At 59.8% G+C, this 25120-nt stretch carries 18 protein-coding genes and 1 pseudogene; 6 read left to right on the top strand and 13 right to left on the bottom strand.

Going from position 1 to position 25120, the window contains the following annotated elements; translation table 11 throughout:
* Positions 1–2: 2 nt before the first annotated feature.
* From AC097P_RS13345 to AC097P_RS13335, 3 genes are all read left to right on the top strand, one after another.
* Positions 3–629 (top strand): HAD family hydrolase, encoded by a 627-nt coding sequence (locus AC097P_RS13345; RefSeq protein WP_479610901.1) that lies wholly within the window; start codon positions 3–5, stop codon positions 627–629.
* Between the two features lie 301 nt (positions 630–930).
* A complete protein-coding gene (locus AC097P_RS13340) occupies positions 931–3945 on the top strand; it encodes a TonB-dependent receptor domain-containing protein (RefSeq protein ID WP_479610900.1) in 3015 nt (1004 codons plus the stop codon).
* A gap of 212 nt (positions 3946–4157) precedes the next feature.
* Positions 4158–6086 (top strand): alpha/beta hydrolase family protein, encoded by a 1929-nt coding sequence (locus AC097P_RS13335; protein WP_479610899.1) that lies wholly within the window; start codon positions 4158–4160, stop codon positions 6084–6086.
* Between the two features lie 223 nt (positions 6087–6309).
* On the opposite strand, the gene groL is transcribed toward AC097P_RS13335, so the two are convergent.
* Both groL and AC097P_RS13325 read right to left on the bottom strand, forming a co-directional pair.
* Positions 6310–7968, bottom strand: coding sequence for a chaperonin GroEL (groL, locus tag AC097P_RS13330; protein ID WP_479610898.1), 1659 nt, complete (start codon positions 7966–7968; stop codon positions 6310–6312).
* Between the two features lie 73 nt (positions 7969–8041).
* Positions 8042–8335 carry a co-chaperone GroES gene (locus AC097P_RS13325; protein WP_479610897.1) on the bottom strand — a complete coding sequence of 98 codons (294 nt, stop codon included), beginning with the start codon at positions 8333–8335 and terminating at the stop codon, positions 8042–8044.
* 181 nt (positions 8336–8516) lie between these two features.
* Between AC097P_RS13325 and AC097P_RS13320 the strand changes: the two are divergent.
* Positions 8517–8642: pseudogene (locus AC097P_RS13320) on the top strand (selenide, water dikinase SelD); the annotation flags it as partial.
* A 4-nt stretch (positions 8643–8646) separates the two neighbouring features.
* On the opposite strand, the gene AC097P_RS13315 reads toward AC097P_RS13320, so the two are convergent.
* Positions 8647–9804 carry an FAD-dependent oxidoreductase gene (locus AC097P_RS13315; protein ID WP_479610896.1) on the bottom strand — a complete coding sequence of 386 codons (1158 nt, stop codon included), beginning with the start codon at positions 9802–9804 and terminating at the stop codon, positions 8647–8649.
* A 510-nt stretch (positions 9805–10314) separates the two neighbouring features.
* Here AC097P_RS13315 and AC097P_RS13310 point away from each other — a divergent pair.
* Both AC097P_RS13310 and AC097P_RS13305 read left to right on the top strand, forming a co-directional pair.
* Positions 10315–12912: a TonB-dependent receptor gene (locus tag AC097P_RS13310; protein ID WP_479610895.1), complete on the top strand. Its 2598-nt coding sequence runs from the start codon at positions 10315–10317 to the stop codon at positions 12910–12912.
* Positions 12913–12988: 76 nt separating this feature from the next.
* On the top strand, positions 12989–14545 hold the full coding sequence (locus AC097P_RS13305) for a tryptophan halogenase family protein (protein ID WP_479610894.1): 1557 nt from the start codon (positions 12989–12991) through the stop codon (positions 14543–14545).
* A 21-nt stretch (positions 14546–14566) separates the two neighbouring features.
* On the opposite strand, the gene AC097P_RS13300 is transcribed toward AC097P_RS13305, so the two are convergent.
* The 10 genes from AC097P_RS13300 to AC097P_RS13255 all read right to left on the bottom strand — a co-directional run bounded on the left by AC097P_RS13300 (position 14567) and on the right by AC097P_RS13255 (position 25026).
* On the bottom strand, positions 14567–15274 hold the full coding sequence (locus AC097P_RS13300; protein ID WP_479610893.1) for a DUF6445 family protein: 708 nt from the start codon (positions 15272–15274) through the stop codon (positions 14567–14569).
* A gap of 28 nt (positions 15275–15302) precedes the next feature.
* Entirely contained in the window at positions 15303–16205 is a 903-nt protein-coding gene (locus tag AC097P_RS13295; RefSeq protein WP_479610892.1) for a D-hexose-6-phosphate mutarotase, read from the bottom strand.
* Positions 16206–16213: 8 nt separating this feature from the next.
* Positions 16214–17269, bottom strand: coding sequence for a glycoside hydrolase family 18 protein (locus AC097P_RS13290; protein ID WP_479610891.1), 1056 nt, complete (start codon positions 17267–17269; stop codon positions 16214–16216).
* 269 nt (positions 17270–17538) lie between these two features.
* The gene (locus tag AC097P_RS13285) at positions 17539–18456 is read right to left on the bottom strand and encodes a glycoside hydrolase family 16 protein (RefSeq protein WP_479610890.1); all 918 of its coding nucleotides are present in this window, start codon (positions 18454–18456) and stop codon (positions 17539–17541) included.
* A gap of 8 nt (positions 18457–18464) precedes the next feature.
* Positions 18465–19745, bottom strand: coding sequence for an MFS transporter (locus AC097P_RS13280; protein ID WP_479610889.1), 1281 nt, complete (start codon positions 19743–19745; stop codon positions 18465–18467).
* A gap of 33 nt (positions 19746–19778) precedes the next feature.
* Complete coding sequence (gene nagZ / locus AC097P_RS13275; RefSeq protein ID WP_479610888.1) at positions 19779–21266, bottom strand: beta-N-acetylhexosaminidase; 1488 nt, start codon at positions 21264–21266, stop codon at positions 19779–19781.
* A gap of 17 nt (positions 21267–21283) precedes the next feature.
* Positions 21284–22294: an SIS domain-containing protein gene (locus AC097P_RS13270; RefSeq protein WP_479611073.1), complete on the bottom strand. Its 1011-nt coding sequence runs from the start codon at positions 22292–22294 to the stop codon at positions 21284–21286.
* Positions 22284–23414, bottom strand: a complete 1131-nt coding sequence (gene nagA / locus AC097P_RS13265; protein WP_479610887.1) for an N-acetylglucosamine-6-phosphate deacetylase — start codon at positions 23412–23414, stop codon at positions 22284–22286. The genes AC097P_RS13270 and nagA overlap by 11 nt, the downstream gene beginning before the upstream one ends.
* Positions 23411–24154, bottom strand: coding sequence for a GntR family transcriptional regulator (locus tag AC097P_RS13260; RefSeq protein WP_479610886.1), 744 nt, complete (start codon positions 24152–24154; stop codon positions 23411–23413). The genes nagA and AC097P_RS13260 overlap by 4 nt, the downstream gene beginning before the upstream one ends.
* Positions 24151–25026, bottom strand: a complete 876-nt coding sequence (locus AC097P_RS13255) for a glucosamine kinase nucleotide-binding domain-containing protein (RefSeq protein ID WP_479610885.1) — start codon at positions 25024–25026, stop codon at positions 24151–24153. Before AC097P_RS13255 ends, AC097P_RS13260 begins: the two co-directional genes overlap by 4 nt.
* Between the last annotated feature and the right edge of the window lie 94 nt (positions 25027–25120).

Genomic DNA, 25120 nt, shown 5'->3' with positions numbered 1-25120 from the left:
GCATGAATTTTGTATTCGATTTCGGCGCAGTATTATTCACATGGAAGCCGGCGGATTTATTGTCCGATTGCTTTCCAAAGCGGGCCCCAACGCCTGCGTCGGCTGCCGCGCTGGCGACGGCGGTTTTTGCCCATGCGGACTGGAAAAATTTTGACCAGGGCCTGTTGGCCATGGACACGGTGATCCGGCGTACCGCGCAGCGGCTCGACCTAGACGTCAGCCTGTTGAGAAATCTGGTGGAGCACATTGGCGAGCGCCTGCAGCCCATGCCTGAAACGGTGGCCCTGCTCGAGCGCCTGCATGCGCTGCGCGACCAACGGCCCGATCTGCGCCTGTACTACCTGTCCAACATGCCTGTGCCCTACGCCCGTGAACTCGAGCGCCGCCACGCCTTCCTGCAGTGGTTCGATGGCGGAATCTTTTCGGGAGACGCTTTGCACGTCAAGCCCGACCCGGCGATTTACCAATTGCTGCAATCCCGCTACGGGTTGCAACCTGAGCAAACCATATTCATCGACGACCTGCCAGATAATGTGCTGGCCGCCCGTGCCCTTGGCTGGCGTGGCATCCAATTCGTCTCTGCCGTGCAACTGCAGGCCGATGTGTCTGCACATCTGGGGTCATCGTAAAACGGGCTGCAGCCCTCGTCCAATGAGCGTAAGCAACTATCAAAAAAGTAGCGTCAAGGCAGAAAGCTCTGCCGCATTCGCTCTTGCTGCCGCTGCCTTAATTTGCCTCCGTGTGTAAGGCCAATTGACTGGACTTGAGGGATGTGTTGCTCGCACCCCATATCTAGGGTTTAACTGGGTGTAACAGTTGGATACATGTCATTAAACTGACTTTTCCCCCGTTATTTTCCCGACCCGAAGGCTATCCACCCGAAATATCCAACGGTCTAACCCCTAACTCAGGAATCTGAAGTACCGAAACATGGCACACTTTTCCAAAACTAAACATAATCTCAAGCCCGTCGTGCTTGCAGTGCTAGCCCTGACCTTTTTGCAATCCGCTACGGCGCAAACCGCCCCGCAAGATGGCGCGGCGCCTGCCGCCAAGCCTGCTCCAGACGCCGCCCGTGTGGCCGCAGATGGCAAGACGCTGGACACGGTTGTGGTGTCTGGCTCACGCATCAAGCGCGACAATTTCAACACCCCTGCGCCGATCACCATCATCCGCAACGAAGATGCGGCGCTGGCCGGCTTTACCTCTACAGGACAAGTGCTGCAAAGCACGGGCGTCACTGGGGGCCAGGGCCAAATTAACAACGCCTATGGTGGATTTGTGACCGAGGGTGGCCCAGGCGCCAACACTATTGGCCTGCGTGGCTTTGCTCCCACGCGCTCCCTGGTGCTGCTGAACGGTCGCCGTTTAGGCCCTTCCGGCTCGCGTGGATCGGTTGGCGCGGCCGACCTGAATACGCTGCCCAGTGCCATCGTGGACCGCATTGAAGTCTTGAAAGATGGCGCCTCGTCCATTTACGGATCAGACGCCGTGGCCGGTGTGATCAATATCATCACCAAGAAAAATCTGACGTCGGTCACCGTGGAAGGCGGCACATCCCGCACACAGGATGGTGGTGGCACTTCGAACACCTTCGCTATCTCTGGCGGTCATGTCACGGACAACATGCGGTTCCTGGCCTCTTACCAAGTCAACCAGCAAGAGGGTCTGACTCTGGGTCAACGCGACTGGACAAAGTGCAACACCGACTACCGCCGGACCAACACAAACGGCGTATTGGGAGAATGGGGTAGTTTCGACTTTATTGACCCGACTACTGGAAAGCCTAAGTGCTACCCGATCAGTGGCACAGGCTCCAACGGCGTCACCATCAATACCCTGGGCACTAGCAGTCGCACGGGAGTTGGTGCCCCCGGCTCGGTTGGCTCCTCGTTCAACCGCTGGCGCCCGAATGCATCGGTGACGACTGGTTTGGTCGGTTATGAAGGCGTAGGCGGCGGGGCGAACAGTCTTGGAGTGCGCGATACCTTTGATGTGCGCACCTTGAATCGCCATATTCTGTCCCCGGCGCGCAACCAAAACCTGTTTCTCCAAGGCGGCTTGGATTTGCATGCGCTGGGAGATGCCGAGCTGTATTTCGAACTCATGTTGAGCCACCGGGATTCCAGCCAGACGGGTTTCCGCCAGTTGTCTCTGGATTACATGCGCGGCAGCCCACTCATCCCGGCCAACCTTGCCTTCAGCAACTTCCTTGGCCCCCAGCCCACCACGAACGGAGCCAACGTCGGCGTGCGAGCCTTCATCGGCTTTGGTAATGACGAGAGCAGCCAATCGATTGATTTTGGCCGCGCCGTGACAGGTTTGCGTGGCGCGGTAGGCAGCACTGGGTGGGATTACGACGTCTCGTTCACGTCCAGCCAAAGCCGTGCAGCCTACACTTTCAACTCGTTCCTGACGGATCGTTTGGCACAAAGCTCTAACGTGGTGGCCAGCGGCGCAGGTTTTGCCTGCGTAAACCCGGCCAACGGCTGCGTTGCAGCACCTGCCCTGACCGCCGCAGTGATCGGTGGCCAGTTGCCTGCCAACTGGGTGAATTACGTGTTCCAGCCCGTTACTGGCAATACAGCGTACAGAGAAGATGTGCTGAGCGCATCTGTCACAGGGCCTTTGTTTTCGCTGCCGTATGGCAAAGTGAAGGCTGCTTTTGGAGTGGAAACGCGCAACTCATCGATTGACGATACCCCTGCTGCGGATTCCCAAGCCGGCAACCTGTACAACTTGACGTCTTCTGCAGTTACGCGCGGTAGCGACCGGGCCAATGACGTGTTTGGCGAGGTCGAGGTGCCATTGCTGAAAAACGTGCCCGGCGCTCAGGAATTGACTGCGAACGTGTCTGGGCGGTGGGCCAATTACGAGTCCTATGGTTCTGGTTCCACTTACAAGGCCGGTATGTTGTGGACGCCCGCCAAGTGGCTGACTTTGCGCGCCACCAAGGGTACTTCTTACCGTGCTCCCGCGTTGTTCGAACAGAATTTGGGCGCCACATCAGGTTTCCTGAGCTCCAATACTGACCCATGCAACAACTGGGATGCTTCTACAACCGTCGGTACTGCACGCCGTGCCAACTGCCAGAGCGAAGGGCTCCCGGCTGGCTTTACCGCAACCCAGGGTGTTACCGTTATCAGCTCCGGCGGACGTGCTGCGGGCCTGAAAGCAGAAACCTCGGACAACAAAACGGTGGGCTTTGTTCTTCAGCCAGAGTTGCCAACCGGATGGGGTGACTTCTCCCTGTCTGTCGATTACTTTGACATCAAGGTTGACAACGGTGTTGCACGCGCAGGTGCGTCCGACATCTTGACACGTTGTTATGACGATGCGGCATTTCGTGGGGGCGGTGGTTTTTGCCGCTTGATTGCGCCACGCAATCCTACGACCAATGCCCTCACGGTTAACGACAGTTACGTCAACCTGGCCACCGACATCGTACGTGGCAACGACATCACCGCACGGTACACCAACGACGTCGGCCTCGGACGTCTGGACCTGAATCTATCGGTAACGGAGTTCAGAGAACAGGCCAACAAGTTGTTTGCTGACGATCCGCTCCAGAATCGTAACGGCACCCTGACGCGACCCAAGTGGTCGGGCGCTCTGGACGCTAGGTACACGGTGAAGGAGTGGACCTATTCCTACAGTGCGGAGTGGGTTGGACAAACTTCAAGCTACGAATTCTTAGGTGAAGACGGGGCAACCAGCACCTTCAAGCTGGATACACCCAACTATTTGCAGCAGTCGGCATCGGTCCGGTACAAGGACGCGGTTGGAAAGTGGAGCGTTACGCTTGGTGTTCGCAACCTGGCTGATGTGAAGCCTCCTTCGATCTCTGCACAGGCCGGCTACAACCGAGTGGGCAATGCCCCCCTGTACAGCGGTGTTGACTACGCGGGCCGTCGCTTCTTCCTGAACGCCTCAAAAACGTTCTAATCATCGCTTCCCAAGGCCCTGGCAACTGTGTTGCCAGGGCCATTTTTGTTTGAGGATTGATAGTGAAAACAGTAGCTTCATCAGTAAGAGCGATCGGATTTTGTGCTGCATTCGTGTCGGCGTTTGCAGGTCAGACGTTTGCACAAACCGCCGCCGCGCCCTCTGCGGCCGTTCGTGTTCCGACAATCGCGCAACTTGCGCAGTTTCCCGCTATGACGGGTTTTCAGATTTCGCCCGATGGCAAGCACATGCTTGCCATTGAAAGCGCGGGGGATATGCGCAACATCGTGGTCTGGAAGCTGGCCGATCTGTCGGCACGCCCCACCGTGATCAGTGCCAAGAATATGCAGATTCGCAGTGCGGCATTCTTGAAGAATGACATGTTGCGAGTGGACTTGATGCAGCCTTACGACCTCCGTGGTGACGATTTGGTGAAGACTTTCATCAACAAATTGTTATTTACGGATCTGGAAGGGAAAAACTGGATCGAGCCGATGGCGTCAGCCGAAATCGCCCGTTCGGGCAGTGCCAAACTCCAGGCAGCACTTGCAGTCCCATCGGTGTTGAGCCGCATGCTGGCTGACCCAGACCATGTCGTGCTGGAAAGTGACTCGAGGGGCGACAACCGGGACTTGTTCCGTTACAACATACGTACTGGCACTTCCAACCGGTTGATGCGGCTGGGCGAAACCGATGGCCAAGTGTGGGTCAATGCAGCGGGGGTGCCGTGGGCAAAGTCACGTTTTGGGTCCGATGGGGGCGGTGCCTTTATTGCCATCGATTTCCGTTCGACCGAAGGCCGATGGGAGGAGCACTTTCGCAACTATGTCAAAAATCGGGATCTGATCGATGTCATAGCGCCAGGAGCAAAACCCAACATTGCCATCATCCAAAACAATATGGGCCAGGAGTTCGCTGCCATTTACGAGTACGACATCGCAGCGAAAAAAACATTGTCCAAACTGTTTGAACACAAGTTCTTTGATGCAACGGGTGTGCGCAGTATGGACAAGGATGACAATGCGCCAGGGCAGGAAGGATTTGATGGCTTTACCTACGCTGGGCTGTTTGGAACCGACTCGCATTGGGAGAATCCGGAAATTGACACGGTGATCAAAGGCGTTGCGCAGGCTCTGGGTATCAAAGAAACCAGCCAAAAGCTGATGGCCGTGTCGGGTTCAAGCCAAGCGGAGGTACGCTCGTTGGACGGCGTCACAGTCCGTTTGGTACGGCGTGTAGCGGGTGAAACTCCAACCTATTTGTTTCGGGTCAGCGGGCTCAACTACCCCACCGAACACTACCTGCTGCACAAGCAAAAGCTGCAACTGTTGGCCAAAGAATACCCAACCATCGACCGAGCTGCTTTGGGTACTTCGCGCTTTGTTTACTACCCTGCACGGGATGGGCTCAACATCCCCGCCTATCTGACAGTTCCGAATGAAAAGCTGTGCGGCCCTGGGCCTTACGCCGCAGTGATCCACCCGCACGGTGGGCCTTGGGCTCGCGACACCATGAATTTCGACGGGTCCGGCTGGGTACCTATGCTGGTATCGCAGTGCCGGGTAGTGCTGCAGCCCCAATACCGGGGGTCTGCTGACTGGGGTCGCACACTTTGGCTTGCTGGTGACCGCGAGTGGGGTCAAAAAATGCAGGACGACAAAGACGACGGTGCCAAATGGCTGGTAAGTGAAAAACTGGCGGACCCAAAGAGAATGGCGATGTTTGGCTTTTCGTATGGTGGATACGCTGCTTTTGCGGCCGCCGTGCGGCCCAACGATTTGTACAAGTGTTCCATCGCAGGCGCAGGGGTATCGGATATCGACAGGATTTGGGCCAGGTTCTACAGTAACCCTATTTTCAAAGAGCGACAGGCACCCACTGTAAGCGGTCTAAGCCCACTGTCACAGGCCGACAAAATCAAGATCCCCATCATGGTCTACCACGGCGAGCGTGATCAAATCGTTCCGCTGATTCAATCAGAAATGTTTGTAAACCGAGCCAAAGCCGCGGGTAAACCGGTTGAATTCCATGTGCTGAAGGACTATGCCCATGGCCCCGCCTGGACGCGTCAAATCATGACGGACCAGTTGACCATCATCAGTGACTATTTGAAAGCTGGTTGCGGTGGGGGCGGGTTGTGACGATGTCGCACTACTGGAACTCGCAGGAATAGTCGAATATTCACATAAACAAAAAACCCGCCCGGTTTACACCCGGCGGGTTTTTTGTTTTCGTGTCGAGAGCACTAACGCTACTCGACGCGGCATGAGGGTGCAGGGCAAGGCGCAAACGCGCTGACAGTACCACCGGTACGGCAAGCGTTTGCATCGCCGCCATGCGCCCTCAGGCAAGAAGCAAAGGCAATTACATGCCCATGCCGCCCATACCACCCATGCCGCCCATTCCACCCATGTCGCCGCCGCCCATGCCGCCGCCGCTTTCAGCCTTGGGGGCTTCAGCAACCATGCACTCGGTCGTCAACATCAAGGACGCGACAGACGCTGCGTTTTGCAGGGCTGTACGTGTCACCTTGGTGGGGTCCAGGATACCCATTTCGATCATGTCGCCGTAGGTTTCGTTTGCAGCGTTGAAGCCGTAGTTGCCCTTGCCGGCCAACACAGCTGCCACCACCACAGACGCTTCACCGCCGCCGTTGAACACGATTTCGCGCAGGGGCGCTTCAATCGCTTTCATCACCAACTTGATACCGGCTTCCTGGTCGGCGTTGTCGCCCTTGACCACGCCAGCCGTTTGCTTGGCGCGCAACAGTGCAACACCGCCACCAGCCACAATGCCTTCTTCGACCGCAGCGCGGGTAGCGTGCAGTGCGTCTTCAACACGGGCTTTCTTCTCTTTCATTTCGACTTCGGTGGCAGCGCCAACCTTGATCACGGCAACACCGCCGGCCAGCTTGGCCACGCGCTCTTGCAGCTTTTCACGGTCGTAGTCGCTTGTCGCTTCTTCGATTTGCACGCGCACTTGTTTGACGCGGGCTTCGATGTCGGCAGCAGCACCAGCACCGTCGATGATGATGGTGTTTTCCTTGCTGACTTCGATGCGCTTGGCAGAACCCAGATCAGCCAGAGTCACTTTTTCCAGCGACAGGCCGATTTCTTCAGCAATCACCTTACCGCCAGTCAGGATGGCGATGTCTTCCAACATGGCCTTGCGACGGTCACCGAAACCTGGAGCCTTGACAGCCACAACCTTCAGGATGCCGCGCAGTGTGTTCACAACCAAAGTTGCCAGGGCTTCGCCATCGACATCTTCAGCAATGATCAACAAAGGACGGCCAGCCTTGGCGACTTGCTCCAGCGTAGGCAGCAGGTCACGGATGTTGCTGATCTTCTTGTCGAACAACAGCACAAACGGGTTGTCCAGCAAAGCGGCTTGCTTTTCTGGGTTGTTGATGAAGTAGGGCGACAGGTAGCCGCGGTCAAACTGCATGCCTTCAACCACTTCGAGTTCGGATTCCAGCGACTTGCCGTCTTCCACGGTGATCACGCCTTCTTTGCCGACCTTGTCCATTGCGTCTGCAATGATCTTGCCGATGGTCTCGTCGCTGTTAGCGGAGATGGAACCGACCTGGGCGATTTCTTTGGAAGTGGTAGTCGCCTTGGAAGACTTCTTCAGCTCAGCAACCAGGGCCGACACGGCCTTGTCGATACCGCGCTTCAGGTCCATGGGGTTCATTCCTGCGGCCACGTACTTCATGCCTTCGTGCACGATGGCTTGTGCCAGCACGGTAGCCGTGGTGGTGCCGTCGCCAGCGATGTCGGAAGTCTTGGAAGCAACTTCCTTGACCATCTGCGCACCCATGTTTTGCAGCTTGTCTTTCAGTTCGATTTCCTTGGCCACGGACACACCGTCCTTGGTCACGGTGGGGGCGCCGAAAGAGCGCTCCAGAACCACATTACGGCCCTTGGGGCCCAGGGTCACTTTGACCGCGTTGGCCAAAATGTTCACGCCTTCAACCATGCGTGCGCGGGCTTCGCCGCCGAAAATTACGTCTTTTGCTGCCATGATAGGCTCCTAAATAAGTGAAATGAACCGCTAGCCCGCGTGGATATAGCGTAGCCAGCTATGAATTTGATAGTTACTTGGCTTCGACAACCGCGAACAGGTCGTCTTCCTTCATGACCAACAGCTCGTCGCCGGCAACCTTGACGGTCTGGCCGCTGTACTTGCCGAACAGAACACGGTCACCGACCTTGACGTTCATGGCAATCAGATCACCCTTGTCGTTCTTCTTGCCTGGGCCAACGGCCAAGACTTCGCCTTGATCCGGCTTTTCAGCAGCGCTGTCAGGAATGACGATGCCGGAAGCAGTCTTGGTTTCGTTTTCGACGCGCTTAACAATCACGCGGTCTGCCAAAGGACGCAGTTTCATGGGGAATCTCCTGGTTTTGAAACAATTACAAACTCAACGTGCGCCAACTTTACGAAGTTGGCGCTCATTAACTTGCGGCGGCGGGTGGTGTTAGCACTCATTGCCGACGAGTGCTAATGATAAAGGTATTTCTGGCAATTTCAAGCCCGACCAATGGATATCTGGCCGACACCGGGTGCGATTGCTGTCGCAAATCCTGAGGACCACTACCGCGATGCCGCTGCCGCCAGAATTGCTGTTGGGCATAGAGACGGCGGATGATGTAGCGGTCTACCAGCTCAATGCCGAGCAGGCGCTGATCGCCACTGCAGTTATGCGGCAGGCCGGGCGAACCGTGCCACAAACCGGCGGTCCCGCCAGTTTTTGAGCCACCACAGCCAGCGCCCCTGGGCACTGAAACTGCGCCAGCTGCCGACGGCGTAGCGCGCACCACCAGACAACAGGTTCAGCGCGGTACCAGGCGGTTGGTGGGGTTTGAGCACCGTGCTTGCGATGGCCGCCGCCAAGTTGTGGGCAAGCGTGTACCCCGCGTCTGCAGCAAGGGCCGCACTGCGCGCGATGGCATGGTCCTCCCGATGCGTGCCGGCGTCTTGCGCCGCGAACACCCGGCTATGGCTGGTGGAGCGCTGGTACATATCTATTGCAGGAAAGCCATGCGCATCCAGCGCCAGACCACTCCCAGCTAGCCACAGGGGCGCCTGCATACCCAACGTCAGCAGTGGCACATCGCAGGCCAGATCGGCGCCACAGGCCAGTTGCACGCTGCCTGCCTTCAAGGACAAGGCCCTGTCTTGCAACACGGTTACCTTGCACTTCTTCAGCAAGCGCACCAGACGGTTTTGCACCGGTGGCGCATACCGTGCGCCAAGTGGCTCTGCGCCACAGACCAGTGTGACAGCCGCGTTGGGCAGACGGTGGCGGGCAGCCAGCGCCAGTTCAACCCCGTCTGCACCCCCCCCAATCACCGCCACGCGCAATGCACGCTCTTCACCCAAGGCCACTACGCGGGGCCACAGCGCGGCGAAAGTCTCGATGGGACGCAGAAACAAGCCATGCTCGCGCGCACCGGGCATTTGGAACTCCAGGGCACTGCGGTCCTGGATGGGGCTGGGGTTGATCGACAGCCAGTCAAACGCCAGTGCACTGCCGTCATCCAGTTGCAGCACATGCTGAACCATGTCGACCGCGGTTACGCTACGGTCGATCCAGCGGATGCCGCTGCGCTGAACCAGCGGTTGCAGGGGTATCGTGCAATCTTCCAGCGCGTAGTGCCCAGCCACAAAACCCGGAACCATGCTTGGCACCACCAGGCTGGCTTGTGGTGCCACCAGAACCACCTGGGTCTGTGCCAAGGGTTGCGCGGCCAGCTGCGCCAGAACCTGCAGATGCGCATGGCTTGCACCAACCAATACCAATTGTTGGGCCCCGCGCGTGGCGGTATCGGGTGTGTGGCTGGTCAGCGCAGTCATGGCCAGTATTGTTTCATGGGCAGCAATGTTTCCCCCACACGTCGCAAGTGAAGTTCCAAGGGACAAATAGTCAACTGGCGCCGAATCGGTCTGTTATTGGTATCAAAAATACAAGACTCGACGCCTGTTCGCGATCCGTTTGCGCGAGCCGTGCGGTCAGTCTCCGGGAGCCTTGTTGGTGGGGAATGTCGCCATTTTGCCCAATGAGTGGACGCCGCCCATCCGTAGGAACCGGGCAGGCCCCTTGCAACGCTCAGCTGACCGTATTCTATTGGTGTAAACCCGAGGTTTTGCGTGAACTGTATCGTCCACTGGTATGGGAAAACCACCATTTTTTGCCAATTGTTGAGTATAAAAAGCAACAATCGGGTAAACACCGTAGACATTGAACCTAAGTGGTAGCATAGTGGCATTCATATTAGTTAATTGGTATTTGAGTAGTAAATGCCGCCAATTGATTGGTATCGCCAAATAAACGATTAAACCCAACCACCACCCTAAAAGGAAATCATGAAGCTAACTCGTACCCCCATAGCCTCGGCGGTCGCAGTTGTTCTCATGGGTGCCATGGCCACAGGCCACGCCCAACAGACCGCAGCCCCAACTGAAATGAACGCAGTCACCGTGACAGGTATCCGTGCGTCACTGCAAACAGCGGTCACCATCAAACGCAACGCTACGTCCATCGTGGACGCTGTGTCTGCCGAAGACGTGGGCAAGCTGCCAGATACCGATGTGGGCGAGGCACTGGGTCGCATTCCGGGCGTGTCCGTGGGCCGTGCGTTCGGCCAGGGTGCATCGGTCTCCGTGCGCGGCTCTGACCCGCAAATGACCTACACCACATTGAACGGCCAAACAGTTGCTTCTACCGGCTGGTATGACCAACAGGCAATTGACCGTTCGTTCAACTACTCCTTGCTGCCATCCGAGTTGATTGGCGGCATGGAGGTCTACAAATCCACCCAAGCCGACATCACCGAAGGCGGCATTGGCGGCACCGTGATCGTCAAAACACGCAAACCGCTGGATATGCCAGCAGGTACCGCGTTTGTGAGCGCCAAGGTCGGCAAGGGCACGGTCAGCACCGAGTTGAACAAGGACATTTCGGGCCTGTTCAGCTGGAAGAATGACGAAAAGACATTTGGCGTGTTGGTGGCGGCGGCGGTTGAAAATGGTGAGTACATCCGCCGCGGCGTCGAGGCCGATGGCCGCTGGTCTGCTGACGTGGGCCCCACGACATTTGTGCAGGACCGCAAGCGCCAGGCACTGAATGTCAACCTGCAAGCCAAACCCAGCGCATCGCTGGAACTGGGCTTGAATTTGATGAAGTTGCAACTGGATGCCAACAACTCCAATTCCACACACTACATCTTCCAGGGCAACGAAGCGCCCAATTGCACACAAGTTAACGCAGCAGGGCTGTGCGTGATCAGTAACACAACAGCCGGAAACTCCAAAGACGCGTTCTACCAAACCTGGGCCCGTGCAGCCAAGATGACATCAGACAGTGTTGCATTCAACGCCGCGTACAAAGGCGAAGGCTTCAAGCTCGCAGGCGTGGCTGGAACAACCAAGGCAGATGGCGGTACATCGTTGACCACCAACTACGGTTACTACGGCGGCGCATTGCCCAAGTGGACCGGTAACATCAATGCAACCGGCAAGGAAATCTCGATCAACCCGACTTCCAGCCAGGCCATCACGATGGCTAACCTCCCCGCGACTGCGAGCCCTGAAACCTGGGCTTCTACCCGCGGACCCAACACCGACAAGGAAGATTTTGCACAAGCAGATTTGACCGTTGAGGTCGACTGGGGTGCACTGACCGCCTTCAAGACCGGTGTGCGTTCGTCCAAGCACACGTTCACCAAGAATACAGAACGCGCGTTGTTTGGCACCGTAGTACCCGTGCCAACTTCCAGCCTGTACAGCGGCACAGTAGCAATGGGAACCAATGGCTGGGATTCTCCCAAGCCAAATGTGGACGCCATGCTGGCCAACACCACCCGCAACATCACCGGTTTTGTGACCGAACGCGGCGGGTACGGCGAGATCAACGAAAACAACACAGCCGTGTACGGCATGTTTGAATTCGAGAGGGGCCCGCTGCGCGGCAACTTTGGTCTGCGCTACATCAGCACCGACGTGACCGGTGAAGGCTACAAGCTGGACGGCACTGCGGTCGCTCCAGGCGACATTGGCCAGAACGCTGGCTGGGGAACCGCCAAGACCACACAGAGCTCCAGCTACAACGACACACTGCCAAGCCTGAACGTCGTGTACGCCCTGGACAAGAGCACCAATCTGCGCTTTGCAGCAGCCCAGGCCATCACGCGGCCTAACTTCGACAACATGTTCCTTGCAACCCAGGCCGGTTTCAACGACACGGTGAAGAACAATGAGTCGGTGACCTTGGGCAGCGTGGGCCTCAAGCCCATGAAGTCGACGCAGTTCGATCTGGGTGTGGAGTACTACTACGGCAAGGGCAACCTGGTGTCGGCGAACTTGTTCCACAAGACCATCGACAACTTCATCACATCCACCACGACGCCTAACCAGAAAATCGGTGCGGTCAGCCCCGACACTGGCCTGGACAACTGGACTGTGAACCGCTTCATCAATGCCGGCGGCGGCAAGATCAACGGCATCGAGCTGCAGGTCAACCATGGTTTTGACAATGGCTTCGGCGTGGTTGCCAACTACACCTTTGCCGATGCAACGGCACCGGGTGCCAGCTACTCCGACCAGTTGAACATCTTCACGATGTCTTCCAAGCACAATGCCAATCTGGTGGGCTACTGGGAAGACAAGATCTACTCTGCACGTCTGGCATACAACTGGCGCTCCGAGTACATGCTGCGTGAAACCGGCTACTACGGCAACCGTTTCCACGATGCCTACGGTACGCTGGACCTGAGCCTGGGCTGGAACATCACCGACAAATTGAAGCTGGCATTTGAGGCCACCAACCTGTTGAAGGCCAATGACATCCAGTACGGTGCAGCCAGCGCCAAGAACGCTACACGCCAGTCCCTGGCCGATGGCTACCCAGCATGGTCTTTCATGGGTGAAACCACCTACAAGGTCAGCCTGAGCGCCAAGTTCTAATCGTGTGAACCTATCGAAAAGCCCGGCTCGTGCCGGGCTTTTTTTGGTCTCGATGCAGATAGAAAGTTGGAATAGTATGAAAGTAAAGAACATAGCCATCATCGGCGGCGGCACGGCTGGCTGGCTGGCCGCCAACCACCTGGCGGTGGAACTCCGGGCCGAACCGGACATACGCATCACGGTGATTGAGTCACCCGAAATCGGCATCATCGGCGTGGGCGAAGGCACGGTCCCCCACCTTAAGAAGTCGCTGATGAAGTTCGGTATCTCCGAGGCAGAGTTGCTAGCCCAGTGCGACACCACGTTCAAAAACGGCATCAAGTTTGTGGACTGGATGCAACCGTCGGCCAGCAACCCGGACAACGCGTACTACCACCCCTTTGCATCCCCCTATCCGGGTGGTGTCGACGCGACGGCTTTGTACCTGAACAATCCCCAACACATGGCGTTCTCCGATGTGACCGATGCGCCCACGTTGTCCGACGCGATGCGCTCGCCCAAGCGCGTATCGTCCGCACCGTTTGAAGGGGCCACCAACTACGCCTACCACTTCAACGCCGTGAAGTTTGGCCAGCTGCTGGCCAACAACGCCAGAAACAATTTGAAGGTATTGCACAAGTCCGCCACGATTGTGGATGCCCGGCTGAACGCCGATGGTGATGTGGACTACCTGATCAGCAAAGAAGGCGAGCATCTGGCGTTTGACTTCTATGTCGATTGCTCCGGTTTTCACTCCCTCATACTCGGGAAAATCCTGGGTGTGCCTTTCATCGACAAGTCGTCCCAACTCCTGACCGACACCGCCATCGCGGTTCAAATTCCCACCGAAGGGCGCGGCGAAATCCCGCCCTACACCTTGGCCAAGGCGCACAGCTGCGGATGGCTGTGGGACATCCCCCTGACCAACCGCCGTGGCGTGGGCTTCGTCTATTCCAGTGCGCATATGAACGAATCGGCAGCCCTACAGGGGCTGGCAAACCACCTGCAATGCGATGCCGAAAAGTTGAGCCCACGCAAAATCCCCATGCGTATGGGCTACCGTGAAAAATTCTGGTGCAAAAACGCAGTGGCGCTGGGCCTGGCCCAGGGCTTTGTGGAGCCACTGGAGGCCACCTCCATTTTTGTGACCGATTTTTCCGCCGAACTGTTTGCGCGCAACTTTTCGGTCGACAAAGACACTCTTTCGGTGGCGGCGGACTATTGCAACAAGGTCGTGTCCTACACCTGGGAGCGGGTCATGGACTTTGTGCAAATGCACTACTGCATCTCAGACCGACGGGATTCTGATTTCTGGCGTGCAGTGACGGGGGAGGCCAAGTGTTCGGATGTGCTGACGGAACGGCTCACCCGCTGGAAAGTCATTCCACCCAAAAAATCCGATTTCTTCAGTCGCTTCGATCTGTTTGATGTCGACAACTATCTATACGTGCTCTACGGTATGAAATTCCAGACCAGGGCCAAACGCATGACGCCCTATGAGGAGGCCTATTTCCGGCAGGAAGTACAAAACACGCAGCAGGCCGGACGTGCACTATCGCAGCAGCTACTGGGGCACAGGGAGTGGTTGGATACGTTTCTGGCGGCGTATGCACGATCATTGCCTTCTCAGGCGGGCCATGCCGGACGAGCCTGAAGTCCCGGTCTGCCTTGTGCCCTAGAAATCGTAAAAGGAATTGACCGTCAAGCGGCCGGCGCGGGGGTCGGTGCTAAGGCTAAGCGACGGGTTGATACAGGCTGAATGTAGAAGGCTGCCGCGGTAGATGACCATACGGTTGAATTTGGTGGGGATCATCCCCAGCAACGTGAACTGTGTGTCGGAACTGTCGAAATACCGTTGTGGCGGACGTGTTGCATTGATTTCTGCATAGTACGTATCCAAGTAGTGCTCGCGGGTTCCCTCCGTAATTTGCTGCAGCCCTGTCGCGTTGTGCCGGTAGAAGCCGGTACCGCCATGTTGCCCATCGCAAAGGTACAGCAGGATGGCCATGTGGTTCGGCGTGCTGGCGTCAAAGTGGGGCGTGCGTTGCAAGGGCCCCAGCTCCGAAGGGGCCAAGGTGGTCAGGGAGAATGCGCACATGCTTTTGCGCATCGGCAACTCTTGCGACACCCCAAAATTCGTCTGTATTAGCGGAACCAGCAGATCGGCAATGCTTTGCGAATAGTCTGCAGGTGCCTCTGCCCGGATGCCGGGGTAGCCTTTGCGACTCTCAAGATTGGGGTAGGGAGCAAATTGGCTGCGGCTGGCAAGCTCCAGCATGTGGTGGGGATTTACCAGAAAATCGTCCATGATGATCGCCTGGTGTTCTCCTATTGCCACCGATCGGATGTCTGGCGGCATGCTTATCGCAAACGGGTCTTTCATGGCGATTCGATCCTGTGGGGTGACAGTCCTAGCAATGCGAAACCGACAAAGCCTGGACCAGCTTGTGCTGTGCCCCTGTCGCCAGCATCACCACATCCGCGCCCGCGTTCGCGGCTTCGAGGCACAGGAAACTATGCCACTGCGCCTCGGGCACGTCGGCCATGTCGCGCGCTTGATCAACGCCCGGGTTCCACACCACAAGCGACTGGCTGCCGTGCGTCGTGATGTGGATGTGGCGCTGCCAGGTGCGGTCCTCCAGCGTGTAGTGGTGGGTGGGGGCGTTGGTGGTGGTAGCGGTGGTCTGCTGGTAGACCCGGTCGCAGGCACGGTCCAGAATGAACGGACCCGTATGTTGCTGCTGCGTGGCACCCGTCAATTTGTCGTCGTAGGGCAGATCCGCCAGTTCTGCGACCTGTACTTGTGTCACATCGCTTACCGCAAAATAGCTGTGCAGCGCCTGGGTCAACGCAAACGGTTGACCCCTGTGGTTGCCCGTCGCGAGCGTTTGTACGAGGGTTTCGCCCAAGTCGATCTGCAGGCTCACCGTAAGTCCGGGTGCAAACAGCGCCAACGGGTCATGCTGCGTGGCAGCTTTGCACGGTGCAAGGGTCAGGCTAACAAAGTCATGGGTGTCGGCTTGAATGCTGACAACCTCCCACGGCCGGTTGCGCACCGGTCCGTGCTGCATGGCGCCATCGGGTATGCCTTGCTTGCCAAACCACGGCCAGCACACCGGGACACCGCCGCGTATCGCTGCAGGTGCCGGACGCGACAGGGGCGACAACCAGAACACGTCGCGCTGCGCTGTGGGTTGCCACGACAGGACCTGGGCTCCTTGCAGAGCCACGATGGCAGTCCCATGGCGGGTGGTGAGCTGCAGGCATTCGTGGCCTGCATGGATAAGGGGGTGAATACGGGATTGCGTTGGCATACCCAAGCTTAGCGCAGGCCTTCGGCAAAGGCCCGTGAGAAAGCCAGTGCGCCATGCGCATTCAGGCTGCTGCAGTTGGGTGACACGGCGGTGGCACCATTTGGGCACGGGGTATCGCGGTCCAGCGACCAGAAGTGCAGGCCGCCCAAGTTCTGCTGCCGCACCCAGTGGGCGAGGGCGGTGGCATCTTCGGGCGTAAACACGTTGTCCCCGACATCGTTGATGCCCAGCATGGCCGTCACCTCGATCTGGGCCAGCGGCACGCCATGGCGGGCGTGCAGGTTACGTACGGCCTGGGTGGCCGATGCCGCCATGTCGCAGCGGCCATTGCGTACCACGCAGTTGGCAGGCGTAGCCGGGCCGTAGTCCATGACCATCAGATTGATGAAGTAGTTGTCCAGCTTTGCCTCGCGTATGGCGGCCAGCACGCTCTGGCCCTGCGCGTTGATGCTGCCCTGTCCGTCATCGCTGGCGGCCAGCGTGGCTACCGTAAAACTCAGGCGCAAGTGGGGGCGGCGCAGTTGTGCAGTCTTGATACGCAGGAGCAGGCTGCGCACCATGTCGGGCGTCTGTCCGGCTTCGATATCAAAGTCCAAGCCCACCAGCTGGGGCGACGCATAGCGGGCAACAAACTGCTCCATGCCGGTATCGCTGCTGCAGGTAAACATGTTGCCCTCTCCGCCGGTGGAGATGATGTAGGGCAGGCCGGCCCGCTGCAGTGCGGCGATATTTGCGTCGGCCACGGCTTGGCCCGCCAGCGTGCCCCAGTGCTCCTGTCCGCATTCGCCGGAGGCAAACGCCAGCGTCAGCGCGTTGGCGCCGGGCAGCAGTGTGGTGCGCGGTGCTGTGGCGACGACCTGCCGCGTCCCGGTCACCTGGGTCGCTGCAACTGGCAGCTGTGGCTCCAGCGCCATAGCCAGGTGCTTGTACGGGCTGTAGACGAATCGGGAATGCGGCGCGGTGTCAGCGGTGCTAGCGCAAGCCATCAGGCCCAAGCACAGGGCGCCCATCGCCAAAGCGCGCACGCTGGTATTGAAGGGTGTGGGTGGTGACGTGACGGGCATGGAGTCGGGTTTTTTACAGATCGTTGCGGGCAAAAAAAGTGGGCAGGGAAATGAGCCCTGCCCACTAAACAGACTGCGGTCGCCCCGATTCAAGCAGCCCCCATCGCTCAGGAACAAATTGATAGCAATGCGCAACTGGCTTCGTTTTGCATGTGGGGATCGATCCACATGACATCCAGATGACAAGATGCCACTATGCTACCAATTTTAACGGTTTGCAAGCAAAATTGCTGTAAATCAACTCAGTGAAAACCCGGGGTGAGCGGCTTTCAGAAGTCGCAGGTACTGGCTAATGGCGGCGTCATGGCTGGCACATCGTCAATGGAAAAATGGGCATTGGTCCGTAAACTCTGCACCTGCGCGTCCACCTGGGCCGGTGTCAGCAGCTGGTCCTTGGCATGCAGCACCCAGTCGACATCCTGCTCGTACACACGCGCGATATTTGATACCGGTAAAAGACCACCAGGCGAAAACCATTGGTTGAAATTGATGGACATGGGTACTACCGGGTAATTGCGTCCGCCGTGTTCGGCCAGTAGCGCCCCGTCGAGGTAGTGGCGCGTCTTACCGTCCTTGATCTGCAAGATCAGCGTATGCCAGCCGGACACCGAGCGCTTCTCCTGGTGGGCCTGGTTGTGGGCCTGCCAGGGTTCGATGCGAACTGTTTGCCAGGTGATGCCATACAGCCGCGTCACAGGGTCGCCCCAGCCGCCGTTGGGCAAGTATTCCCAGTCCACCTCGCTGAACTCGGGGTCGAAGTCGTGCTTCAACGGGCTGACGGCATAAAAACTTTGGACCACGACATCGCCATCCTCGCCCAGCACAGGCTCGTCGGAGAAGCGAATGCGGGCCGCGTACGTGCCCTCGAAATATTTGCGGGCCTGGCAGATCTGCGCCTGGGCCGTGCCCTCGGGCGTGCCGTCGGTGCTGGCGCGCAAGCGCAGCAACTGGTTGCCGGGGATCGCCGGGTCGGGCACCAGGGCGATGGTCGCCGGGCCCCAATGGGCTCCGGGTATTCCCGGGTGGCCCGCTGCATGGCGCAGCTTCCAGCCGTTTGCAACCAGTGCTTGCAGGTTGGGTTGGCTGAAGTCGTCAAAAAACAAACCGTGAAGATGCTCAGCAAACGCAGGGCTGAAGCCCATCGCGGCCGCTAGCACGGCGGCGATCACAAAGTGTTTGGCAGGCATGGCGAGACCTATAAAGCGGGCTCCGCAGGCCCCGGAAATTTGACAAAGAACATCAGTAGCAAGGCCGGCACGCCGCAGGCAATCGTCCACAGGAAAAAGTGCTCATAGCCCATGCGGATCTGGATGTCGCCGCTGATGGTTTTGGAGATGATGAAGCCCAGTTGCATGACGCCCGAGCCCAGCGCGTAGTGGGCGGTCTGGAAGCGCCCGGGCGCCACGGCCTGCATGATGAATAGGATCATGCCGACAAAGCCGAAGCCATAGCCAAACATCTCAATGGCCACCGCAGCGCCAATGTGCACGATGTCGCTGGGCAGTGTGCTGGCCAGGTAGTAGAAAACGGCATTCGGAACAGCCATCGCCACGATCAGCACCGGCATGGCGCGGCGCAGGTTCAGCCACGACGTGAAGTAGCCGCCCAGGATGCTGCCGACCAGGAAGGCCGCCGTGCCCACCGTGCCATAGATGCCGCCCACCTGCTCGGTGGATAGGCCCAGGCCGCCCTTGTCGCGCGCCTCGATCAGGAACAGTGGGCCAATGGTCTGAACCTGGCCTTCCGCAAAACGGAACAGCACGATGAACAGGACGGCCAGCCAGATGCCGGGCTTCTGCAAAAAGTCTCTGACCACTTCCAGTAAGGTGCGCAGAACGCTGGCCGCATTCAGGTCGCTGTGTTCGGTATTCAGCGTGCCGGGCAGGGCCCATGCGTTGTAGCTGGCCAGCACGGCCAATACCATTGCCAGCAACACAAAGATCGCCGACCAGGCGTTGAACACCCCGAACCGGGTTTCGAGATGACCCGCTAGCACCAGTAGGCCGCCCAACGTCAGAAATTTGGACGCGTTGAAAAATGCGCCCTGCCAGCCCGCATAGGCCGCCTGCTGCTTGTCGCTCAAGCTGGCCATGTACAGGCCGTCGCAGGCAATGTCGTGCGTGGCTGAGGCGTAGGCCAGTACAAAAAACACCGCAATGCTGGCCGCGAAGTACATTGGCAGTTGCAGTGCCATCGCCATCAGCGCCAGCCCCGCAGCACCGGTGAATTGCATGGCCACGACGATCAGCTTCTTGCTGCGCGCCATCTCCAGGAAGGGGCTCCACAGCGGCTTGAAGGCCCAGGCCAGCCCCAACAGGCCAGTCCAGCGCGCGATCTGGTCATTGGCTACGCCCATGTTCTTGAACATCAGGCCGGCAATCAGCATGACGACAAAAAATTGCATGCCCTGCACAAAGTACAGGCTAGCCACCCAGGTGATGGGCGATCGCGCAGGGGCGGTAGTGGCAGTGGTCATGGGGAATCCTGTCAGTCGTTGAATGAGGCGGGTTCAGGCGTGCGCCAGTTCCACGGGCGCGAAACCGGGCGCGGTGGCCTCGCCCTGCAGCCAGGCCTTGAGTGCCACCATGGCTCCGTCGGCGTAGCCCCAGGTCACAACGGCGGGGGCGCGTATGTCCATGACCTGGAATGGGTTCCAGATCGCCAGGTGCAGGTCCACACCGGCGGCGGTGCTGGGCACCCTGAAACGCCCTTTGTGGTTGGAGACCAGCACATTGCAGCGCCCGTCGCGCGGCAGCGTGCCGACATCCAGATCGCGCAACGCCGCTACCGGCAGGTATTCCACGTCGGTAAATCCCGAGAACAGTGCCTGCACCTGCTCCAGCGGCAAGCCCGCTTCCGACACGCCATCGCTGGCCACCGATGCCTGGGCAATCACGCGCAGTGGCTGGTTGCGGCTGGGCACGCGCGGCTCGCCAATGGCGGTCAAGCCACGGGCCCAGGCCCGGTTCACGATGAAAAGGTCTTCAGCTTCCCGTCCTGCGCCATACGGTGCCGTGTGCAGCGGGAAGCGGCTGGCCAGACCATCCACACGGTCGCGCGCTGCCATCAATGCGGTGGCGTCCAGCGCGCCGTTTTGCAATGCTGCGCCAATGGCCTGCAGTGCCGCGAGTTGCTCGGCCCGCGCGCCCTGCGCCAGCACCAGGTCGGCGCCGGCCTGCAGCGTCAGCACCGATGAGCGGGCATGGCCGTAGCGCTCGTACACGGCCTTCATCATCAGCGCGTCGGTGATGATGACGCCTTCATAGCCAATGGCTTCGCGCAGCACACCGGTCAGCACCTTGCGGGACAGCGTGGCCGGGTGATCGGGGTCGATCTGCGGATAGACGATGTGCGCCGTCATCACGGCGGGTGCGGTACTGGCCAGCGCACGGAACGGCACCAGCTCCAGCTGCTCCAGCTCGGCCAGGGATTTGTCCACGGTGGGCAGCGCGTGGTGCGAATCGGTGTGCGTATCGCCGTGGCCGGGAAAGTGCTTGATACAACAAGCCACGCCCTCGGACATGGCACCCTCCATCCACGCACCCGCCAGGCGTGCCACAGCCATCGGGTCGGCCGAGAAGCTGCGCTCGGCAATCACCGGGTTGGCGGGGTTGTTGTTGACGTCCACCACCGGCGCGAAATTCCAGTTGATGCCCAGGCTGCGCAGGCCACGCGACACGACGGCGCCCACATGGTGGGCCTGCTCCAGATCACCGCAGGCGCCCAGCGCCATCGCTGCCGGTGCCTGAGGCAGGAACGTGGCGCGTATCACGGAGCCGCCTTCCTGGTCCAGGCCTATCAGCGCCACCGGCCCCATGACTTCGTGCAGGTCGGCCGTCAGCTTGCGCACCTCGGCCGCGGCGCCCAGATTCTTGCGGAACAGGCACACCGCACGGATGTGGTGGGTGCGCAGGAAATCGGCCGTATCGGCATCGAGGGACGTGCCCTCGATATCCACCATCACCAGTTGCCCGGGATGCAGGGGTTTGTGTTGCATGGGTGGGTGCTCGGCAATCAATGGGTTTTCGTAACCTTGGCCAAAAAACGCGGCTCGTCGGGGTTGCGGCCGCGGGCGCGCGCCAGCTGTTCCACCATGGGGTAGAAGCTCTGGATCAGCGAAATCGGATCCAGGTCAATGGAGTCGGTTTCGACGATGGGCAGGTTGGTTCCGGGCGTGCCAGCTGGCGCGGCCAGTAGCACCTTGGCGCCGCGCAGGCGCATCTCTTCTGCCAGTGCCAGCAGGCCGGCCTGTGCCGGGCCACGCGGCGCAAACACCAAGAGCGGGTAGCCTTCTTCGATCAGCGCCATGGGGCCGTGCTTGACCTCGGCGCTGGAGAAGGCCTCGGCCTGGATGCCGCAGGTTTCCTTGAACTTCAGCGCGGCTTCAAGTGCCACCGGCATGCCGGTGCCGCGTCCGATGACGAACAGGCGGTCCACGTTCTGCAGCACCTCCACGGCCACCGACCAGTCCATGTAGGCCGCGCGGGACAGCACGCCCGGCAATGCCGACAACGCGGATTGCAGCACCAGATCATCCTGCCACGCCGCAACGACACGGGCACCTGCTACCAGCTGGGCGATATAGCTCTTGGTGGCGGCCACGCTGGCCTCGGTGCCGGCATGCAGCGGGAACACCCACCGCGCGGCCTGTGCCAGCGGAGAGTCTTCCTTGTTCACAAAGGCGGCCGTCACGGCACCGCCTTCGGTGAAGAAACGGGTGGGGGCCACCAGGTCCGGGCTTTGGCCGGATTGCGAAAAAGCCATCGACACCAGACCCTTGCACGCGATCTGCGACTGGTACAGCGTGATCAGCGACATGGGTAGCGATGTGACCAGGCGCCCCATGCGGGCCATGACCAGGTACGCCAAAAAGTGTGCCGCGTGGTCCGAGCTGCCACGTGCAACTGTCAGCACGGCGGACGGATTCTGTGTGCGCAACAGGGCCCCAAAGTCAAAGTATTCCTTGTCGTTGTGGGCCAGCTGGTGGGCCACGGCCTGCGAGGCTTCGCGCGCCTCAGAAAGCATCAATGTGTTCAACGGGATTCCCTTCAATGTAGACAGATTGCAGTTGCAGGTCGCGGTCCAGCACCACCACGTCGGCCCACGCGCCCATGGCCAGGCGGCCGCGGTCGACGACGCCCAGGTAGTCGGCTGCGTGGGTGGAGACGCGTTTGGACGCGTCCAGAATCGACAGGCCTAGCGTGTCCACCAGGTTGCGCAGCGCCTGGTCCAGCGTCAGCGTGGAGCCGGCCAGCGTGCCGTCGGCCAGGCGCACACCGCCCAGGCACTTGAACACCTGGTGGCTGCCCAGGCGGTACTCGCCATCGGGCATGCCGGTGGCGGCCGTGGAGTCGGTCACGCAATACAGGCAAGGGATGGAGCGGATGGCCACGCGGATGGCACCGGGGTGCACATGGATCAGATCGGGGATAAACTCGGCATACTGGGCATGGGCCAGCGCTGCGCCCACCATGCCGGGCTCGCGGTGGTGCAGGCCGGTCATCGCGTTGAACAAATGCGTGAAGCTGCGTGCACCATTGGCCAGTGCCTGCACGCCGTCATCGTAGGTGCCCAGGCTGTGGCCGATCTGCACGCGGTAGCCGGCATCGCACAGCGACTCGATCAAATCCATATTGCCCGGCACTTCGGGCGCCATCGTGATGACGCGTATCGGTGCCAACGCGTTGAGCTGGCTCAGCTCGTCGGTCTGCGCGGGCCGTGCAAAGGCGGGCTGTGCACCGAGCTTGCCGTCGTTGATGTAGGGCCCTTCCAGGTGCACACCCAGTACGCGGGCGCCACCGACAGCACGCGTGTGACAAATGCCGCCCAGCGCCTGCATGGCTGACACCAGATCTTCCATCGGCGCGGTCATCGTCGTGGCCAGCATGGATGTGGTGCCATGCTGTGCATGGACCTGGCTGATACGCACCGCGGCGTCGCCGCCTTCCATGATGTCGCGTCCACCGGCGCCATGCACGTGCAGGTCGATGAAGCCGGGCAGCACCAGCGGATCGCCGGAGGCACGTGCCGCCTCTTCGCTGATCGCCTTGCCGTGGATGTGCGCTATGCGGCCCTCGGCCGTGAATGCGATGGACCCGTGCACAAAGCCGGACGGCGTCAGGATGTTGCCGACAACCACCCTCATCGTTCGCGCCTCATCTCTGCGACGAAGTCGTAGTAGTCGCTGCGGCAGTAAGAGTGCGTCAACTCCACAGCTTGGCCCGATTCCAGGTACCCGATGCGGGTGATGAACAGCACGGCCTGGCGGTCGGGAATGCCCAACTGCTCAGCTAGGCGCGGTTGCGCATTCAATGCGCGGATGTGCTGCAGCGCGCGCACCGGTGTCTGCTGCACGCTGTCCAGGTATTCGTACAGCGAATTGCCGACCAGCATGGGGTCTGCAATGATGGTTTGTGGCAGCACGCTGACCTCGTAGGCCATGATGACGTTGTCGGCCAGGCGCAGGCGCTCCAGCCGCACGACCTTGGCGCCGGGCGACAGGCCCAGCGACAGCTGTTCGTCCGTCATAGCCACGTCGATCTTGCGCTCCAGCCAGCGCGACGATGGCGTGTAGCCCCGGCGCAGCAGTTCCTCGGAAAAGCTGGTCAGTTGCGACAACGGCTGCTCCAGCATAGGCGCGATGTAGTTACCCGAGCCGCGCTTGCGCACGATCATGCCCTGCGACACCAACTGGTCGATGGCCGAGCGGGCGGTCACGCGCGACACATTCAGCGTCTCGGCCAGCAGGCGCTCGGAGGGAAGGGCCTCGTCGGGCTTGTAGTGGCTTTCGCGGATCAACTGGGCCAGCCGGCGGGCCAGCTGCATGTAGATGGGTGAGCTGTCGCGGGGATCCGGCTCGAAGGTCAAGGTTTCGCCTGGTGTCATGGTGACTTTTCCAATGATTGGTGGACAAGCGTCAGGGCGCCGTGTACGGCGTCCTGGGGTGAAGCGATGGCGCGCGCGCGGGTAGCGCTGGCCAGTCGCGGCAAAAGTTGGCGGCCCACACTGCCGCAGATGGCCAGCGGCAGCTTGGCTTCTGGGTCCAGCGCTGCGGCCATGCGTTCGATGGCAGCAGCAGCCTCCACCAGCAGGGCCTCGGCCGCGGGGTCAGTGGCGGCGGATGCGAATACCGTTGGCGCCAGCTGGGCATATTCGTTCTGGCCGGCCGTGGCGCACCAGGCCTGCAGGGAATCACGGTGGTTGCCGCAGCTGTGGTGGATGCTGGCTGCCAGCGCGCCGCCAGGCAGGCGGCCGTCCATGACCTCCTGTGCGTGGGCCACGGCGCGCAGACCCAGCCAGGCGCCGCTGCCCTCGTCACCTACGGGGTAGCCCCAGCCGCTGACCTGGTGGCGTGTGCCGTCGGCGTACAGCGCTTCGCCCACGCTGCCGGTGCCTGCCGCCACCATGGCACCAGGTTGGCCGTTGTGGGCGGCCAGGAGCGCGATGTAGGCATCGTTTTCGACCGCCAGGCGGGCGAAGCCGGGGTTTGTGGCGACAAATTCATCGCACCAAGGCTGGTGGTGCACGCCGGACAGGCCGGCGCCCAGCGCGCACTGCGACCAATCGGGTACCGCCAACTCGGCCAGCGCAAACGCCTGCTCTGCGCCTGTCAGGATGTTGCGCCATGCCGCAGTCACGCCTTGCCCCAGGGCCGAAGGCCCGGCGCTCGCTTGGGCCATGACGGCACCTCCTCGGGTGGCTAATAGAACGCGGGTACCGGTGCCTCCACCATCTACACCCAACAAATACTTAATCATTGCGGTTGTGGACTTGCTGTGCCGCACCAGAATAGGGTGCTGTTTGAACGTGGGAATATCTTAACATACCAATTTAATACCACTGTTAGGGTTT

Source organism: Rhodoferax sp. ZS1R8 (assembly GCF_056521325.1).
The sequence above is the reverse complement of the archived record's forward strand: the minus strand, read 5'-3'. Positions and strand labels throughout refer to the sequence as shown.

Bases quoted from the DNA above. Each gene is read 5' to 3' on its own strand.
- AC097P_RS13345 (WP_479610901.1), top strand. From the start codon at position 3: ATGAATTTTGTATTCGATTTCGGCGCAGTATTATTCACATGGAAGCCG.
- AC097P_RS13340 (WP_479610900.1), top strand. From the start codon at position 931: ATGGCACACTTTTCCAAAACTAAACATAATCTCAAGCCCGTCGTGCTT.
- AC097P_RS13335 (WP_479610899.1), top strand. From the start codon at position 4,158: ATGACGGGTTTTCAGATTTCGCCCGATGGCAAGCACATGCTTGCCATT.
- groL (WP_479610898.1), bottom strand. From the start codon at position 7,968: ATGGCAGCAAAAGACGTAATTTTCGGCGGCGAAGCCCGCGCACGCATG.
- AC097P_RS13325 (WP_479610897.1), bottom strand. From the start codon at position 8,335: ATGAAACTGCGTCCTTTGGCAGACCGCGTGATTGTTAAGCGCGTCGAA.
- AC097P_RS13315 (WP_479610896.1), bottom strand. From the start codon at position 9,804: ATGACTGCGCTGACCAGCCACACACCCGATACCGCCACGCGCGGGGCC.
- AC097P_RS13310 (WP_479610895.1), top strand. From the start codon at position 10,315: ATGAAGCTAACTCGTACCCCCATAGCCTCGGCGGTCGCAGTTGTTCTC.
- AC097P_RS13305 (WP_479610894.1), top strand. From the start codon at position 12,989: ATGAAAGTAAAGAACATAGCCATCATCGGCGGCGGCACGGCTGGCTGG.
- AC097P_RS13300 (WP_479610893.1), bottom strand. From the start codon at position 15,274: ATGAAAGACCCGTTTGCGATAAGCATGCCGCCAGACATCCGATCGGTG.
- AC097P_RS13295 (WP_479610892.1), bottom strand. From the start codon at position 16,205: ATGCCAACGCAATCCCGTATTCACCCCCTTATCCATGCAGGCCACGAA.
- AC097P_RS13290 (WP_479610891.1), bottom strand. From the start codon at position 17,269: ATGCCCGTCACGTCACCACCCACACCCTTCAATACCAGCGTGCGCGCT.
- AC097P_RS13285 (WP_479610890.1), bottom strand. From the start codon at position 18,456: ATGCCTGCCAAACACTTTGTGATCGCCGCCGTGCTAGCGGCCGCGATG.
- AC097P_RS13280 (WP_479610889.1), bottom strand. From the start codon at position 19,745: ATGACCACTGCCACTACCGCCCCTGCGCGATCGCCCATCACCTGGGTG.
- nagZ (WP_479610888.1), bottom strand. From the start codon at position 21,266: ATGCAACACAAACCCCTGCATCCCGGGCAACTGGTGATGGTGGATATC.
- AC097P_RS13270 (WP_479611073.1), bottom strand. From the start codon at position 22,294: ATGCTTTCTGAGGCGCGCGAAGCCTCGCAGGCCGTGGCCCACCAGCTG.
- nagA (WP_479610887.1), bottom strand. From the start codon at position 23,414: ATGAGGGTGGTTGTCGGCAACATCCTGACGCCGTCCGGCTTTGTGCAC.
- AC097P_RS13260 (WP_479610886.1), bottom strand. From the start codon at position 24,154: ATGACACCAGGCGAAACCTTGACCTTCGAGCCGGATCCCCGCGACAGC.
- AC097P_RS13255 (WP_479610885.1), bottom strand. From the start codon at position 25,026: ATGATTAAGTATTTGTTGGGTGTAGATGGTGGAGGCACCGGTACCCGC.